Genomic DNA, 15,398 nt, shown 5'->3' with positions numbered 1-15,398 from the left:
CAGCGGGAGCGGCGGGTTCTCGTCGTAGCCGAAGGTGCGGGTGGGGGCGTCTGCCGGGGTCGGGACGTGCACGGCGGTGTGCGGGCCGGTCGCGGCGATCCGGAACAGTGCGCCGAGGCGGAGCAGGTCGGCGCGGGGCCCGGTGAGGTAGCCGATCTGCTGCTTGGGCGGCAGGAGGTAGGTGTTGCGGAGCATGGCGCCGCTGCTCAGCACCCGGCCGAGTCGCAGCCCGTCGTCGGCGACCCGGTGGCTGGTCAGTCGCAGGCGCATCCGTCCGTCGTTCTCCCCCATGCGGCAAGTACAGCACGCGCGGAGCGGGGCGCGAACCGGTTTTCCGGCGGCCGCCCGGGAGTGGCTGACGGGGGGTCAGTCGGCCGGTCGGAGGCGCTGGTAGCGGAGTTCGAGGCCGTCGAGGAGGGCTTCGAGGCCGGTGTCGAAGGCGCCCTCGTCGACGGTGCGGCGGTGTTCGGCGAGGCGGTGGGCGTCGGCGAGGCGGGGGTAGTCGGCGGTGTAGAGCGCGGCGTCCTCGGGGAAGCCGGCGGCGAAGGAGCCGAGGGCGGAGCCGGTGATGAAGTAGCGCATCAGGGCGCCGATGCGGGTGGCCTGGCCGCGGGGCCAGCCGGCGTCGACCAGGCAGCCGAACACGGCCTCGGCGAGGCGCAGCGCGTGGGGGCGGCGGCCGGGGCCCTGGGCGAGGACGGGGACGATGTGGGGGTGGGCGGCGAGGGCGGCGCGGTAGGAGCGGGCCCAGTCGCGCAGGGCGGTCCGCCAGTGGTCCGGCGCGTCGAACATGGTGAGGTCGACCTCGCCCATCACACTGTCGACCACGGCGTCCAGGAGTTCGTCCTTGGTGGCGAAGTGGTTGTAGAGGGACGGGCCGCTGACGGAGAGTTCGGCGGCCAGGCGGCGGGTGGAGAGGGCGGGCAGGCCCTCGGCGTCGACCAGGGCGAGTGCGGCGGCGACGATCCGGTCCCGGCTGAGCAGGGGGGTGCGCGGTCGGGCGATCTCCGCCTCCTCGGGTCGCGGGCCGGTGGGACCGGCCCATTGTCGCAGGTGCCCTCTTCCGTGCGGGGCCGGGTGGGGCTACAGTCGCCGTAAAACTTGCACCGCTAGTTTAACTGGGATCGCCGAGTCGAGGGGTCGCCGCGTGGACCTGGAGCTGACCGAGGAGCAGGCCGCCGTCCGGGAGTTGGCGGCGGGGTTCACGGACCGGGAGATCGTGCCGTTCGCCGCCGGCTGGGACCGGGCGGAGTCGATCGACCTGGGGATCGTCAAGAAGCTCGGCGATCTCGGGTTCCTGGGTCTGACGCTGCCGGAGGAGTACGGCGGCAGCGGCGGCGACCACCTGGCGTACTGCCTGGTGCTGGAGGAACTGGGGCGCGGCGACTCCTCGGTGCGCGGGGTGGTGTCGGTCTCGCTGGGCCTGGTCGCCAAGTCGATCAACGCGTTCGGCACCGAGGAGCAGAAGCGGCAGTGGCTGCCGCGGCTGTGCTCCGGCGAGGCGCTGGCCTGCTTCGCGCTGACCGAGCCGGGCACGGGTTCGGACGCGGCGAACCTGACCACCCGGGCGGTGCGGGACGGCGACGACTGGCTGATCTCCGGCGCGAAGATGTTCATCACCAACGGGACGTGGGCCGAGGTGGCGCTGGTGTTCGCCCGCACCGGCGGGCCCGGACACCGGGGGGTAAGCGCTTTCCTGGTGCCCACGGACACGCCCGGCCTCACCCGCACGCTCGTGCACGGCAAGCTCGGCCTGCGCGGCCAGGCGACCGCCGAGCTGTCCTTCGACGCGGTGCGGGTGCCCGGCAGCGCCCTGCTCGGCGAGGAGGGCCGGGGCTTCACGGTGGCGATGGCGGCGCTCGCCAAGGGCCGGATGTCGGTCGCGGCGGGCTGCGTCGGCATCGCCCGGGCCAGCCTGGAGGCGGCGGTGCGCTACGCCGGGGAGCGCGAGCAGTTCGGGAAGCCCGTCGCGCACCACCAGCTGGTGCAGGAACTGCTGGCCGACATCGCGGTGGACGTGGACGCGGCCCGGCTGCTGACCTGGCGGGTGGCCGACCTGATCGACCGTCACCTGCCGTTCGCCACGGAGTCCTCGGTGGCGAAGCTGTTCGCCTCCGAGGCCGCGGTGCGCTCCGCGAACAACGCGCTGCAGGTCTTCGGCGGGTACGGCTTCATCGACGAGTACCCGGTCGGCAAGTACCTGCGCGACGCCCGCGTGATGACCCTGTACGAGGGCACCAGCCAGATCCACAAGCTGCTCATCGGGCGTTCCCTCACCGGGGTCAACGCCTTCTGATCGCCGGCCGGTGCGTCACGAGCGCACGGGTCGACCGACCGTCACGGAACAGGAGCTCGACGAAGTGCTTCCGGTCTACATCGCCGCCGCCCGCCGCACCCCGATCGGCAGGCTGCGCGGCGCACTGTCCGCCGTCCGGCCCGACGACCTGTCGGCGGCCGTGCTGCGCGGCCTGCTCGACGAGGTGCCCGGCCTGGACCCGGCGCGGATCGACGACGTGTACTGGGGCGCCGCCAACCAGGCCGGCGAGGACAACCGCAACCTGGCCCGGATGGCGGTGCTGCTGGCCGGGCTGCCCGACTCGGTGCCGGGCGCGACCCTCAACCGGCTGTGCGCGTCCGGGATGGAGGCCGTCACCACGGCGGCGCGGGCGATCGGCTCCGGCGAGGCGGACGTGGTGGTGGCGGGCGGCTGCGAGTCGATGAGCCGCGCCCCGTTCGTGCTGCCCCGCCCGGACGAGGCGCTGCCGCACCGGATGGAGACCTTCGACACCCGGCTCGGCTGGCGGCTGACCAACCCGCGGATGCGCGAGCTGCACGGGGTGCTGTCGATGGGCGAGACCGCCGAGGAGGTCGCGGCCCGCCACGGCGTCTCCCGCGAGGCGCAGGACGCCTTCGCGCTGCGCAGCCACCGGCTGGCCGCGCGGGCCCGCGAGGAGGGCCACTTCGACGCCGAACTGCTGGCCGTCGAGCGCCCGGACGGGGTGCTGGTGGAGCGCGACGAGTCGATCCGCCCCGACACCACCGCGGAGAAGCTGGCCGCGCTGAAGCCGGTGTTCCGGGCGGGCGGCACCGTCACCGCGGGCAACGCCTCGCCGATGAACGACGGCGCGGCGGCGCTGCTGCTGGTGAGCGAACGGGCGCTCGGCGAGCTGGGGTTGGAGCCGCTGGGCCGGTACGTGGCGGGCGCGTCGATGGGCGTGCACCCGGACGTGATGGGCATCGGCCCGGTGCCGGCGACCCGCCGGGTGCTGGAGCGCGGCGGCTGGAAGCTGCAGGACGTGGAGACCGCCGAGTTCAACGAGGCGTTCGCGGCCCAGGCGCTGGCGTCCGTCGGCGAGTTGGCCATCGACCCGGAGCTGGTGAACCCGTCCGGCGGGGCGATCGCGCTGGGCCACCCGCTGGGCTGCTCGGGCGCGCGGATCCTCACCACGCTGCTGCACCGGATGCGCCGCACCGGCGCCCGCCGCGGCCTGGCCACGATGTGCGTGGGCGTCGGCCAGGGCTCCGCGGTGCTGGTCGAGCGGGACTGAACACTCAAGACATGACGAAGCGTCAGGAGGGCACGGCTGTGGGCAGGTTCGACGGCAAGGTGGCGGTGGTGACCGGCGCCGCGCAGGGCATCGGGGCGGCGACGGCGCGGCGGCTGGCCGAGGAGGGCGCGGCGGTGGCCGTGGTCGACCTCACGGCGGAGCGCGCCGAGGGGACGGTGAAGGAGATCACCGCGGCGGGCGGCACCGCCCGCGGGTACGGCTGCGACGTGGCCGACTACGAGGCGGTGGAGGCGGTGTTCGCCGCCGTGGCCGAGGAGTTGGGCGGGGTGCACATCCTGGTGAACAACGCCGGGATCACCCGCGACAACCTGTTCTTCAAGATGCCGAAGAGCGACTGGGACGCGGTGCTGACGGTCAACCTGACCAGCGCCTACAACTGCTCGCACGTGGCGCAGCGGTACTTCGTGAAGCAGAAGTACGGGAAGATCGTGTCGCTCAGCTCGCGGTCGGCGCTGGGCAACCGCGGGCAGGCGAACTACGCGGCGGCGAAGGCCGGCATCCAGGGCCTGACGGCGACGCTGGCGATCGAGCTGGGCCCGTTCAACGTGAACGTGAACGCGGTGGCGCCGGGGTACATCGCGACCTCGATGACGGCGGCGACGGCCGAGCGGGTCGGGTCGACGCCGGAGGAGCACCAGGCGGAGGTCGCGCAGCGCACCCCGCTGCGCCGGGTCGGCCTGCCGGAGGAGGTCGCCTCGGTGGTGGCGTTCCTGGCGAGCGAGGACGCGTCGTACGTGAGCGGGCAGACGCTGTACGTCAACGGCGGCGCGCGGTAGCGGTGTCGGCGCGGGCCGGCGCGGACTCCTGGGAGTCCGGGCCGGCCCGCGGCACGTTCGGGGGCCGGCCCGACCTCCACGGGCCGGACCGGCTTGTCACGGGTGGAGGGCGAGTTCGCGGCCCTGCCAGCGGCGGCGCAGCCAGCGGTCGTGGCCGGCGACCACGATCGCGCCGGGGCCCTTGCCGCCGATCGCCTCCTCGAGTTCGTCGCAGAGCACCGGGGAGAGGTGGTTGGTGGGTTCGTCGAGCAGCAGCAGCTGCGGCGGGCGGGCCACCAGCAGGGCGAGGGCGAGGCGGCGGCGCTGGCCGACGGAGAGGGTGCCGACGGGGCGGTCCAGGTCGGCGGCGGCCAGCAGGCCGAGGGCGGCGAGCGGGACGCGTTCGGCCCGGTCGGCGCCGAGGGCCTGTTCGTAGGTGGCGCGGGCGGTGCGTTCCGGGCGGTCGAAGGCGGTGTCCTGGGTGAGCAGACCCACCGTCAGGCCGGGGCGCCGGCGGACCTGTCCGGTGGCGTCGAGGCGGCCGGCCAGCACGGCGAGCAGGGTGGACTTGCCCGTGCCGTTCGCGCCGGTGATCAGGAGCCGGTCGTCGGCGGTGACGTCGAGTTCGTCCAGGGCGAGCCGGCCGGGCACCCGGATCCGGTGCAGCGCCACCAGCGGGCCGGGGCCCGACTCCCCCGTCTCCCCCGGTGCGGCGGCCAGGGGCGCGGGCGGGGCGAAGCGCAACGGGGCGGGCGGCCGGGGGACTTGGCGGCGTTCCAATTCGGCGAGGCGGCCGGCGGCGTCGCGGACGCGGCGGGAGATCTGCTGCTGCACCCGGCCGGCCCGGTGTCCGTAGCCCATCTTCTCGTTGTCGGTGGGGCCGCGGTCCGGGGCGACCCGGTGCGCGGTCACCTCGACGGAGCGCCGCAGCTCCGTCAACTCCCGCTGTTCCTCGGCGTACTGGCGCTCCCACTGGTGGCGGCGGGCGTGCTTGGCGGACAGGTAGGCGCGGTAGCCGCCGCCGAAGCGGACCGGGCCGTCCACCGCCGGGTCGAGGTCGAGCAGATCGGTGCAGACCGCGTCGAGGAACGCCCGGTCGTGGCTGGCGACGACCACCGTGCCGGGCAGGGCGCGGAGTTGGTCCTCCAGGAACGCGGCGGCCCCGTCGTCGAGGTGGTTGGTGGGCTCGTCGAGCAGGACCGCCGAGGGCCGCCGAACCAGCAGCGCGGCGAGGGCGAGGCGCCCGCGCTGGCCGCCCGAGAGCGAGCCGAGGACGCGGTCGGGGCCGACGGCGGCCAGGCCGAGGCCGTCGAGCAGCAGGGCGGCGCGGCGGTCGGCGTCCCAGGCTTCGCGGTGCTGCGCCTGTTCGAGGCGGGCGCCGTAGGCGGCGAGCAGCGCGGCCTGGCCCGGGCCGCCGTCCGGGAGGGCGGCCAACTCCTCCCCGAGGCGGTCGAGTTCGGCGAGGTCGGTGCGGGCTTCGCGGAGCGCCTCGTCCAGCACGGCGGCGACGGTGGCGGTGGCGTCGAACGGCATCTCCTGGTGCAGGAAGCCGAGGTCGGCGGGCCGGGTGACGCGTCCGGCGTCGGGCTCGTCGACGCCGGCCAGCACCCGCAGCAGGGTGGACTTGCCGCAGCCGTTCTCGCCGATCAGGCCGAGCCGGCGGCCGGGGGCGGCGATCAGTGACAGGCCGTCGAGGATCCGGCGGCCGTCGAGGACGCGGACCAGGTCGTGGGCGAGCAGGGCGGGTCGGTGCATGGCGGAACTCCGGTGCGATGGAGGGCGCGGGCCCGCCGGGTCGTCCGGGCACGGACGGGAGCGGTCACCGTGCGGCCCCGGACGCCCCGGCGGGCCGGCCGGGTCGGGGAAACGGCTGGCGCGGGAACGGCTGGCGCGGGAACGGCAGGACGGCCCGCCCGGGCCACGGGGGGCGCGGGCGGGCCGGCGTGCGGTCACACCGCGGTGGGGGCCGCCGTCTCGGTGAGGGTGCCGCCGGTGAGCAGCAGGCGGCGCTCGACGCCGATCCCGGCGAGGAACCGCTCGTCGTGGCTGACCACCAGGAACGCGCCCTTGTAGGCGTTCAGGGCGCTCTCCAACTGGCCGACGCCGACCAGGTCGAGGTTGTTGGTGGGCTCGTCGAGCAGCAGCAGCTGCGGGGCGGGTTCGGCGCACAGCACGCAGGCCAGGGTGGCGCGCAGCCGCTCGCCGCCGGACAGCACCCGGACCGGGAGGTGGGCGCGGGCGCCGCGGAACAGGAAGCGGGCGAGCAGGTTCATCCGCTCCGCCTCCGGGCGCTCCGGCGCGAACCGGGCGAAGTTCTCGGCGACGGTGCCGTCCTCGTCGAGCAGGTCGAGGCGCTGCGACAGGTAGGCGATCCGGCCGTCGCCGCGCCGCAGTTCACCGCTCTCCGGGGTGAGCGCGCCGGTGATCAGCCGCATCAGGGTGGTCTTCCCGGCGCCGTTGGGGCCGGTCAGGGCGATCCGTTCGGGGCCGCGGACCGTCAGGTCGACGCCGCCCGGCACGAACACCTCGGCGCCGTCGAGCCGGACCTGCATCCCCTGGCCGAGGAACAGGGTGCGGCCGGCCGGGACTTGGGTGTCGGGCAGTTCCACGCTGAGCCGCTGCTCCTCGCGGACGGCGCGCCCGGCCTCGTCGAGGCGGGCCCTGGCCTCGTCGACCCGGGCGGCGTGCACCTGCCCGGAGCGGCCGGCGGACTCCTGTGCGCCGCGCTTCATGGTGCCGGCGAAGATCTTCGGCAGGCCGGCGTTCTTCAGGTTCTTCTGCGCGTTGCTGGCCCGCCGGTCGGCGCGTTCGCGGGCCTGCTGGAGTTCGCGCTTCTCCCGCTTGAGGTTCTGCTCGGCGTTGCGGACGTTCCGCTCGGCGACCTCCCGCTCCGCCCGGACGGCCTCCTCGTAGGCGGTGAAGTCGCCGCCGTACAGGCGCAGTTCGCCGTTGCCGAGTTCGGCGATGCGGTCCATCCGGTCGAGCAGCTCGCGGTCGTGGCTGACCAGCAGGAGGCAGCCGTTGTACTCCGACAGCACGTCGTACAGGCGGTGGCGGGCCGTCAGGTCGAGGTTGTTGGTGGGCTCGTCGAGGAGCAGCACGTCGGGGCGGCGCAGCAGTTGGGCGGCCAGGCCGAGGGAGATCACCTGGCCGCCGCTGAGGGTGTGCAGGCGGCGGTCGAGGGCGAGGTGGCCGAGGCCGAGGCGGTCGAGCTGGGCGCGGGTGCGCTCCTCGACGTCCCAGTCGTCGCCGATGGTGGCGAAGTGCTCCTCGGCGACGTCGCCGGACTCGACGGCGTCCAGCGCGCGGATCACTTCGGCGATGCCGAGCACCTCGGCGACCGTGAGGTCGGCGGTGAGCGGCAGGGTCTGCGGGAGGTAGCCGAGGGTGCCGCCGACGGTCACCGAGCCCGCGGTGGGCTTGAGTTCGCCGGCGATCAGCCGGAGCAGGGTGGACTTGCCGGAGCCGTTGGGCGCGACCAGGCCGGTGCGGCCGGGCGGCACGCTGAACGAGAGGTCGTGGAAGACCGGGGTGTCGTCCGGCCAGGAGAAGGACAGGTTGGAGCAGACGACGGAGGCGTCGGACATGGTGATGGGACCTCGAGAACGCGGTCGGGGCAGGGAACGGCCACTGCCCCGAAGGGACGGGCGGGAAAAGGGGACGACGAAACGGACCACTCCGCGCGGCGCTCCTGCGCGCCGGCCCGGTGGCCGTCAGATCCGGATCTCACCCGGAGATGTCGTCGTCACCCGCCACGTTTCGTCCCTCTTCTCGCCGGGCGCCGTACTCACGCGCCTCGCGTACCAATGGTGTCGCCGCGAGTCTAACTCCTCGCCGTGCCGGAAGTCGCACCATTTATCGGGGGTGTCGCGCGGGGCGGCCGCGGGCGCTGGGCCGGCCGGGGGTTGTGCCGGGGCGGCCCGGCGGTGCGGAGCGGCCGGGGCGGGTGCGGGTGGTTAGCGTGGCGCCCGGGCCATCGGACGGGGACCGCAGGGAGCACGGCATGGACGCAGACGACCGCCGGGAGCGCTTCGACCGGGGCATGGAGGTGCTCGCCCGGATCGACGGCGAGGCGGGCGAGCGGGTGGTGGCGGCGCTGTCGGACGTCTCGCCCGAGCTCGCGCACCAGATCGCCGCCTGGGGGTTCGCCGAGATCTACTCCCGCCCGCAACTGGTGCCGCGTGACCGGCAGTTGGTCACCCTGGGCATGCTCACCGCGCTCGGCGGCTGCGAGCCCGAGCTGGAGGTGCACGTGAACGCGGCGCTGAACGTCGGCCTGACGCCGCAGCAGATCGTCGAGGCCCTGCTGCACGCCGCCGCGTACTGCGGGTTCCCGCGGGCGATCAACGCGACCCTCGCCGCGAAGCGGGTGTTCGCGGAGCGCGGCCTGCTGCCCGTCCGGGACGGGTGAGCCCGGGCGGGTAGCGTGGGCGGCCGAAGCGTGTGCCGCCGCCACCGAGAGGACCTTGCCGGATGTCCGAACAGCCCGCCGAGCGCTGGGAGTTCACCGACCGACCGCCCGGCTCCGGGGCCGCCGCCGGGCCGGGCGGCGACGCCGTCGGCGAGTTGCGGCGGCGGATCGCCGGCGGCCGGGGCGAGAACTGGCTGCGCAGCTCGCGCGGGCGGGAGTTGGCGGTGGTCTCCAACGGCGAGCGGGCGATGGTGATGCTGCTGGCCGGGCCGGGCGACCCGGGCGAGCACGCCGTCGATCCGGGCGCGGACGGCTGGAGCGACGGCTTCCTGCTGGCCGACGGGCAGCAGGACGAGTATCCGGACGCGGACACCGTCCCGCTCGATCGGGCGCTGGAGCTGGTCGGGCACCTGCTGGAGACCGGCGCCCCGCCGGCGGACGCGCCGTGGTCCGTGGACCGCTGATCCACGGCCGCCGAGGGGCGTCAGCCGGCCGCCAACTGCGCTTTCCTCGTGGCAAGTTGCTGAAGGTAGCGCTCGGAGGCGCGGAGCTTGCGGTTGTCGGGGCCGGGCAGGTGGGCCCGGAGTTCGATGATGTCGGGGGCGATCCTTATCGCCTCGGCCGGGTCCTTGACGGCGCGCCAGCACGCCTCGGCGTTGGTGGCGGCGCGCTGGGTCTCGGGGTGCTCGGGGCCCTCGGTCTGCAGCAGCGCGGTGGCGACCTGCCGGTACAACTCGGCGGCCAGCACGGGCAGTCCGGCGACCCGGGAGACGTGCGCGCGGACCTGCCGGACCTGGAGCACCACGGGGGCGAGGGTGCCGTGGGCGGCGACGGCCTTCTCCTCCAGAGCGAGGGCGAGCCGCGCCGCGGCGCCGTGGTCGCCCGCCTCGGCGTGGCGGACGATCTCGCCGATCGCCTCCAGGTAGTCGGTCGGCGGGGCCTGCTGGGCGGCGGGCGGAGCCGGCGGCCCGTCGGCCCGCTGCTGCGACGGTGCGGCCGCGGCCGCCGGTTCGGCCGCGCGGCGGCCGGGGCTTGTCGAGCGGCACGGTCGCGGCCAGCGGGTCGTGCTGCGGCGCGGCCTTGGCGAGCGGGACGGTCGGGGCCGTCGCCCCGGGGCCGGGCAGCGGCGGGCGGCGGCGAGCGCGTCCGGCCCGGGCAGCGGGACGGTGGCGGCCAGCGGGTCGAACCAGGGCCGCTCGGCGGCCGGTTCGGGCACGCTGTCGCCCTTCGCGGCCGCCTCCGCGGGAGCAGCGGGAGCAGCGGCGGGGGCGGCTTTGGCGAAGTCCACGGCGCGCGGATCGGCCGGTGCGGGCGCGGACTTGGCGAGTTCGACCACCGGCGCGGCGGCCTCGGCGGGGAGGTCCTTGCCGAGGCGGACGGTGGGCTCGGGCGCGGCGGGGAGGTCCTTGCCGAGCTCGACCGGCGCGAGGTCGGCCGGGACCATCGGCACGCCGCGCACCAGCGAGACGATCATCGGGCGGCGGGCGGGCGTGGCGGGGACACCGGCCTTGCGCAGCGAGACCAGCACGCGCGGCGTCCAGCCGGGGGCGAGCCGGGGCCGGGCCGGTTCGGCGGGCGTGCCGCGGCGGGCGGGCGGTGCGGCGGGGCGGGCAGCAGCGGGTTCGGCGGGGCCCGCGGGGCCGATCTGCCGGGCGGTGTTGCGGAACCACGGCCGGTCGCCGGGGTGCGAGGTGATCACCACGGTGTCGGGGCGCAGCACCGAGTTGACCTGCTGGCGGACGAGTTCGGGGGTGAGCAGCTGGTCCGCGCCGGGGCGGCCGCGGTGCAGGGTCTCGATCAGCGCGCGGGTGAAGGTGCCGAGCTGGTCGGGGTCGTGGTTGACCACGGCCCACAGCGGGACGCCTTCGCAGAGCTGCTGGCCGGCGGTGGCGGCGAGTTGCGGCCAGAGCACCTGGTCGGCGCTCAGGTCGGCGATCACCAGGGTGTCGAGTTCGGTGCCGCGGTGCCGCAGTTCGGTGGCGAGGGCGGACCAGGGCAGGCTCTCGGAGGCCTTGTTCTCGCGCAGCGACAGGTACATCTGGTCGCCGCGGCGGTCGGTGACCAGGTGGCCGCCGAGGTGGACCAGCAGCGGTCCGGGGTGGCGGGCGGCGGCGCGCAGGTGGGCGAGCACGGTCTGCGGGTCGTTGGCGCCGGGCAGGTGGACGGCGTCGACCTGGTCGGCGGAGAGCAGGATCTGCGGGGCGACGCCGGCCAGCGCGGCGGACAGCACGGAGGCGTGGGCGGTGCCGCCGCGGCCCCAGCGGCGGCCGCCGCCGTAGCCGCCCTCGACCACCAGGATGCGGCCGCGCAGGCCGCCGCCGATGCCACGGGCCTGCGCGGGGGCCGGGGCGGGTGCGGGAGTTGACGCTCCGCCGGGTGCCGGGGTGTTCGGGGGCGGGCCGGCCGGGGAGCCGGCGGCCAGCATCTCGGCGGTGATCACCGGGATGACGCTGGTCCAGCCGGTGCTGGGCGCCGTCGGGGGCATCGCGGGCGGCGGGGGACGGGCGTGCCGCCGGGCGGGGTGGTGGCCGGCGGGCGACGCTGCGGGTGCCGCCGAGGGTGGCGTCCGCGGGCGCCGGGTTGACGCGGAGGTTGACGGAGGTGGCGAACGGGTCGGCGGAGGGCGGCAGTTCGGCGCCCGGTGGGGGGCCTTGCGGCTGGGTCGGGAGCTGGTACGGCTCCTCCTGGTCCGCCGCCGCCGGCCCGTCCCCGGTCGTCGATGCCACGTCAGCCACCGTCAGGTCACCGCCCCCGTCCGTCGCCCGTGCGACGTCGTGCCCGTTCGCCGTGGTGTCCGGCGCCACATTCCGATCCCGGCCACGATACGTGGTCGGCGGGTGGCCGGGCCAGGCCGGGTGGCGCGCCCGGCGGCGGCACGCGCTGGTCGGCGCGGGTGCCGGGCGGGTGCCGCCGGTCCGGTGCGGGTGGTTCAGTAGGTGACGGTGATCCGGCGGGCCGGGCCGTCGACCTTGATCAGGCCGCCGTACGGGATCACCTGCTGCGGCTCGGTGTGGCCGAGGTCGACGTCGAACACGGCCATGGCGTCCGGGGCGTAGGCGTCCAGGGCGCGCAGGGCGGCGGCGCGCTGTTCGGCGCGGTACTCGGCGCGCTGCGCGGCGTCCTTGGGCTGCTCGAAGGACCAGGCCATGGCCCGGCCGAACAGCACGGCCGGGAACTGCCGGAGCAGTCCGCGTTCGCCGAGGTTGCGCAGCATGCGGAACACCTCGGTGCCGGACGGCAGTTCCTCGGAGGTCTCCAGCACCAGCACGCCGCCGGCGTACCGTTCGGCGGGCAGCAGCCGGTCGGCGGCGGCCATCCAGTGCAGGATCTCCAGGTTGCCGCCCCAGCTCACGCCTTCGACCACCCGGTCGGCGCGGTGCCAGGACGCGGGGGTGGCGGGCTCGCTCGGGGGCAGGGCCTCGAAGGTGGCCGGGTCGCCCCAGTGGCCGACCTCGGTGCTGACGTCCTCGGCCTCGCGCAGGTCGAACTCGCCGCCGTCGAACAGCGCGGCGCGCAGCGAGGCCTCGGTGAGCGGGTGCATGGCGCCGGGGCGGCCGAACTCGGTCATCACCGAGCCGCCCTGGTACGAGACGACGCCGTGCCGCCACAGGAAGTCGAGCAGGTTGGTGTTGTCGCTGAACCCGAAGAACGGCTTGGCGTGGGCGCGGATCAGCTCGCCGTCCAGGTGCGGGACGACGGTGATCTGGTCGTCGCCGCCGATGGTGGCCAGGATCGCGGTGACGCTCGGGTCGGTGAACGCGGCGTGCACGTCGGCGGCCCGCTCCTGCGGGGTGGCGTCGGGCTTCCGGGTGGTCGGGTACTCGACCGGCTCCAGGCCGAACTGCTCGCGCAGGCGGCGCAGTCCGAGCTCGTACGGCACCGGGAACATGCCCGGGCCGCCGAACGACGGCGAGAGGACGGCGACCCGGTCGCCGGGCTTGGCCTTGGGCGGGTACGTGGGCTGATCTGACATGGCGTGATGCTAGCGAGGGCGTTCGCCTGCGGACGACCGGATTTCCCGGCGCGGCCGGCGCGCACCGCGACTGCCTAAGCGCACCGGGACGGCGGGCGTGCGCGGGCATGGCCGGCGGGTGCGGCCGGCGGGTGCACGCCGGCGCGGCCGGGGCGGTCAGGCGGGTTCGACGTCGAGCAGGGTCTTGCCGAGGGTGGCGCGGGCCTCGATGGCGCGGTGCGCGTCGGCGGCCCGGGCGAGCGGGAAGCGGCGGCCGATGACGGGGCGGAGCCGGTGCGCGGCGGCCTCGGCGAGGACGTGGGCGGTGGCGCGGCGGACGGCGTCCGGGGTGGGGCGCAGACCGAGGACGGTGAGCCCGCGGGCGCGGATCTCGGCCTCCGGGAGCTCCGTCCAACTGCCGCCCGCGAGGCCGTAGCTGAGCAGCCGTCCGCCGTTCCGGAGCAGGGTGGTGGCGGCGCGGCCGACGGCGCCGCCGACGCCGTCGAGGACCAGGTCGACGGGGGTGGCGCCGGCCGTCCAGTCGGGGTGCCGGTAGTCGAGGGTCTCGGCGGCGCCGAGTTCGGCGGCGAGGGCGAGCTTGTCGGGTCCGCCGGCCGCGGCGACCACGTGCAGGCCGGCGGCGGTGGCGAGTTGAACGAGGAGGGTGCCGACGCCGCCGGCCGCCGCGAGGACCAGCACGCGTTCGCCGGGTGCGGGTGCGGCGGTCTCCAGCAGCAGGCGGGCGGTGCGGCCGTCGGCGAGCAGCGCGGTGGCGGCGTCCAGGGCCAGCCCGTCCGGGACGAGGTGCAGGCCGGCGGCCGGGACGGCGGCGAGTTCGGCGTAGCCGCCGCTGCCGCCGGTGGAGGAGATGACGCGCCGTCCGATCAGCGCCGGGTCCGCGCCGGGGCCGACGGCGGTGACGGTGCCGCCGACGCCGTTGCCGGGGATCATCGGCACGGTGCCGGTGAACGGACCCAGCCCGGTGGCGCGGAACTGGGTCTCGACGAAGGTCAGGTTGGCGTGTGCGACGCCGATCAGCACCTGCCCCTCCCCCGCCACCGGGTCGGGGGCCTCGCCCGGCACCAGTACCTCCGGCCCGCCGAACTCCCGCAGCCACACCGCTCGCATCACGCCTCCGCCCCGCACCGGAGCCGGACCGCCCGGCTCGGTGGCCCATCCTGCAAGCTCAAGCGCACTTGAGGTCAACTCCCCCGGCGGCCCGCCCCGATGTTGATGATGGATCGTCAAATCTGTTCGCGGGGACCGTGGTTCGAGCAAGATCGCGCAGCGTGCAAGGATGCGGGCCATGAACCTGAATGGATTCTGGGAGTTGGTGGAGTCCGCCGACCCCACCGACTCCGCCGCCGAACGCGCGGACGCTCTGGTCGAGCGCCTGGCGCAATTGCCACTGGACGAGGTGCTGGAGTTCCAGCTCCGACTGGACGAAGTCCGTGCCCCGCTGGACACCATGGCCACCCTGGAGGTCGCCGCGCTCGTCCTGCGCGGCCGGGTCAGCGACGACGGCCTGTGGTACTTCCACGCCTGGCTGATCGGTCTCGGCCGGGCCGCCCACGCGCTGGCGGTCCACGACCCGGACGCGCTCGCCGACCATCCCGCCTTCCGGCGGCTGGCGGCCCTGCCGTACCGCGAGTGGACCGACGCGGACTTCCCCGACTGGGAGGACGTCGACTACTGCGCCGAACGCGCCTGGGAGGCGCAGACCGGCGAGGAGGAGGGCCTGGAGGAGGCGCTGCTCGCCCGGGACCACGACAGCCCGGTCACCGCCGAACCCGAGGGCGCGACCTGGACCCGCGCCGAGGTCGCCGCCCGCCTCCCGAGGCTCACCGCCCTGTTCGCCGACGCCACCTGACCCCCTGCCACCGAGGCCCGCCCACCGGGGGCGGGGCGGGCCCCACCTGTCTGTGCGCTCTAGGATCGGGCGGTCGGAAGGGGGACCGGATGGACCGGACCGTGCGGACCGTGGAGGACGTTCTGGCGCTGCTGGACGGCTTGTTCACCAGCGGGGCGGAGAGCGGGAAGTTGGCGACCGGCGACGGCCGGGACTACTGGGAGCGGTTCTACGCGGACCGGGACCGGCAGGTCCCGTTCTTCGCGGCGAAGCCGGACGAGAACCTGGCCGCGCAGCTCGACGCGGGCCTGATCGCGCCCGGCCGGGTGCTGGACCTGGGGTGCGGGCCGGGGCGCAACGCGGTGTTCCTGGCGCAGCGGGGCTTCGAGGTGGAGGCCGTGGACCTCTCCCCGGCCGCCGTCGCCTGGGCGCGGGAGCGGGCCGCCGAGGCCGGCGTCGAGGTCCGCTTCACCTGCGGGGACGCCTTCGCGCTCGGCGCGGAGCAGGTGCGCGGCCCGTACGACCTGGTCGTCGACTCGGGCTGCTTCCACCATCTGGCGCCGCACCGGCGGATCAGCTACCTGGCCCTGCTGGACCGCGTGCTGGCGCCCGGCGGACACCTCGCGCTGACCTGCTTCGCGGCCGGTGAGAACGGCATGGGCGCGGAACTCTCCGACGCGGACCTCTACCGGGAGCGCTCGCTGCAAGGCGGCCTCGCCTACACCCCGGACGCGCTGCGCCGGATCTTCGCCGACCTGACCGAGGTCGAGCTGCGCCGGATGCGTGAACAGCCCGCCGGTGCGGCCCTGTTCGGTGTGCCGTTCCTGTGGACCGCCCTGTTCCGCCGCGACCGGGCCTGACG

The 15,398-nt window shown here is 75.6% G+C and carries 13 protein-coding genes and 1 pseudogene; 7 read left to right on the top strand and 7 right to left on the bottom strand.

What is annotated here, in order from left to right; translation table 11 throughout:
• Both KCH_RS42875 and KCH_RS31100 read right to left on the bottom strand, forming a co-directional pair.
• Positions 1–291 (bottom strand): annotated as a pseudogene (locus tag KCH_RS42875) (hypothetical protein); the annotation flags it as partial.
• Between the two features lie 75 nt (positions 292–366).
• A complete protein-coding gene (locus KCH_RS31100) occupies positions 367–1,005 on the bottom strand; it encodes a TetR/AcrR family transcriptional regulator (RefSeq protein ID WP_035868497.1) in 639 nt (212 codons plus the stop codon).
• A 142-nt stretch (positions 1,006–1,147) separates the two neighbouring features.
• Here KCH_RS31100 and KCH_RS31095 point away from each other — a divergent pair, with 142 nt between their 5' ends.
• The 3 genes from KCH_RS31095 to fabG all read left to right on the top strand — a co-directional run bounded on the left by KCH_RS31095 (position 1,148) and on the right by fabG (position 4,345).
• Entirely contained in the window at positions 1,148–2,296 is a 1,149-nt protein-coding gene (locus KCH_RS31095) for an acyl-CoA dehydrogenase family protein (protein WP_035868495.1), read from the top strand.
• A gap of 64 nt (positions 2,297–2,360) precedes the next feature.
• Positions 2,361–3,548 (top strand): thiolase family protein, encoded by a 1,188-nt coding sequence (locus KCH_RS31090; protein ID WP_035868492.1) that lies wholly within the window; start codon positions 2,361–2,363, stop codon positions 3,546–3,548.
• Between the two features lie 38 nt (positions 3,549–3,586).
• Positions 3,587–4,345 (top strand): 3-oxoacyl-ACP reductase FabG, encoded by a 759-nt coding sequence (gene fabG, locus KCH_RS31085; RefSeq protein WP_035868489.1) that lies wholly within the window; start codon positions 3,587–3,589, stop codon positions 4,343–4,345.
• 96 nt (positions 4,346–4,441) lie between these two features.
• On the opposite strand, the gene KCH_RS31080 is transcribed toward fabG, so the two are convergent.
• Positions 4,442–6,079 (bottom strand): ABC-F family ATP-binding cassette domain-containing protein, encoded by a 1,638-nt coding sequence (locus KCH_RS31080; RefSeq protein WP_035868481.1) that lies wholly within the window; start codon positions 6,077–6,079, stop codon positions 4,442–4,444.
• Positions 6,080–6,273: 194 nt separating this feature from the next.
• Complete coding sequence (gene abc-f / locus KCH_RS31075; protein ID WP_035868478.1) at positions 6,274–7,911, bottom strand: ribosomal protection-like ABC-F family protein; 1,638 nt, start codon at positions 7,909–7,911, stop codon at positions 6,274–6,276.
• Between the two features lie 416 nt (positions 7,912–8,327).
• Between abc-f and KCH_RS31070 the strand changes: the two genes are divergently transcribed.
• Positions 8,328–8,735, top strand: a complete 408-nt coding sequence (locus KCH_RS31070) for a carboxymuconolactone decarboxylase family protein (protein ID WP_035868475.1) — start codon at positions 8,328–8,330, stop codon at positions 8,733–8,735.
• A 62-nt stretch (positions 8,736–8,797) separates the two neighbouring features.
• On the top strand, positions 8,798–9,199 hold the full coding sequence (locus tag KCH_RS31065) for a hypothetical protein (RefSeq protein WP_051653650.1): 402 nt from the start codon (positions 8,798–8,800) through the stop codon (positions 9,197–9,199).
• A gap of 20 nt (positions 9,200–9,219) precedes the next feature.
• Here the strand turns inward: KCH_RS31065 and KCH_RS31060 are convergent, their stop codons facing one another.
• From KCH_RS31060 to KCH_RS31050, 3 genes are all read right to left on the bottom strand, one after another.
• A complete protein-coding gene (locus tag KCH_RS31060; protein WP_035868473.1) occupies positions 9,220–11,220 on the bottom strand; it encodes a hypothetical protein in 2,001 nt (666 codons plus the stop codon).
• A gap of 444 nt (positions 11,221–11,664) precedes the next feature.
• Positions 11,665–12,708 carry a S66 family peptidase gene (locus KCH_RS31055; protein WP_035868471.1) on the bottom strand — a complete coding sequence of 348 codons (1,044 nt, stop codon included), beginning with the start codon at positions 12,706–12,708 and terminating at the stop codon, positions 11,665–11,667.
• Between the two features lie 156 nt (positions 12,709–12,864).
• The gene (locus KCH_RS31050; protein WP_035868468.1) at positions 12,865–13,815 is read right to left on the bottom strand and encodes a zinc-binding dehydrogenase; all 951 of its coding nucleotides are present in this window, start codon (positions 13,813–13,815) and stop codon (positions 12,865–12,867) included.
• Between the two features lie 178 nt (positions 13,816–13,993).
• Between KCH_RS31050 and KCH_RS31045 the strand changes: the two genes are divergently transcribed.
• Both KCH_RS31045 and KCH_RS31040 read left to right on the top strand, forming a co-directional pair.
• Positions 13,994–14,557 carry a DUF4240 domain-containing protein gene (locus tag KCH_RS31045; RefSeq protein ID WP_035868465.1) on the top strand — a complete coding sequence of 188 codons (564 nt, stop codon included), beginning with the start codon at positions 13,994–13,996 and terminating at the stop codon, positions 14,555–14,557.
• 89 nt (positions 14,558–14,646) lie between these two features.
• Positions 14,647–15,396 carry a class I SAM-dependent methyltransferase gene (locus KCH_RS31040; RefSeq protein ID WP_035868462.1) on the top strand — a complete coding sequence of 250 codons (750 nt, stop codon included), beginning with the start codon at positions 14,647–14,649 and terminating at the stop codon, positions 15,394–15,396.
• Positions 15,397–15,398: the final 2 nt, after the last annotated feature.

The organism is Kitasatospora cheerisanensis KCTC 2395 (assembly GCF_000696185.1).
GTDB classification, from domain to species: Bacteria; Actinomycetota; Actinomycetes; order Streptomycetales; family Streptomycetaceae; genus Kitasatospora; species Kitasatospora cheerisanensis.
Note: the sequence above shows the minus strand (reverse complement) of the source record. Positions and strands in the feature narration are given on the sequence as shown.

Excerpts from the sequence above, each read along its gene's own strand:
- KCH_RS31080 (WP_035868481.1), bottom strand. The coding sequence starts at position 6,079 with ATGCACCGACCCGCCCTGCTCGCCCACGACCTGGTCCGCGTCCTCGAC.
- KCH_RS31060 (WP_035868473.1), bottom strand. The coding sequence starts at position 11,220 with ATGCCCCCGACGGCGCCCAGCACCGGCTGGACCAGCGTCATCCCGGTG.
- KCH_RS31045 (WP_035868465.1), top strand. The coding sequence starts at position 13,994 with ATGAACCTGAATGGATTCTGGGAGTTGGTGGAGTCCGCCGACCCCACC.
- KCH_RS31040 (WP_035868462.1), top strand. The coding sequence starts at position 14,647 with ATGGACCGGACCGTGCGGACCGTGGAGGACGTTCTGGCGCTGCTGGAC.
- KCH_RS31065 (WP_051653650.1), top strand. The coding sequence starts at position 8,798 with ATGTCCGAACAGCCCGCCGAGCGCTGGGAGTTCACCGACCGACCGCCC.
- KCH_RS31070 (WP_035868475.1), top strand. The coding sequence starts at position 8,328 with ATGGACGCAGACGACCGCCGGGAGCGCTTCGACCGGGGCATGGAGGTG.
- KCH_RS31050 (WP_035868468.1), bottom strand. The coding sequence starts at position 13,815 with ATGCGAGCGGTGTGGCTGCGGGAGTTCGGCGGGCCGGAGGTACTGGTG.
- KCH_RS31055 (WP_035868471.1), bottom strand. The coding sequence starts at position 12,708 with ATGTCAGATCAGCCCACGTACCCGCCCAAGGCCAAGCCCGGCGACCGG.
- abc-f (WP_035868478.1), bottom strand. The coding sequence starts at position 7,911 with ATGTCCGACGCCTCCGTCGTCTGCTCCAACCTGTCCTTCTCCTGGCCG.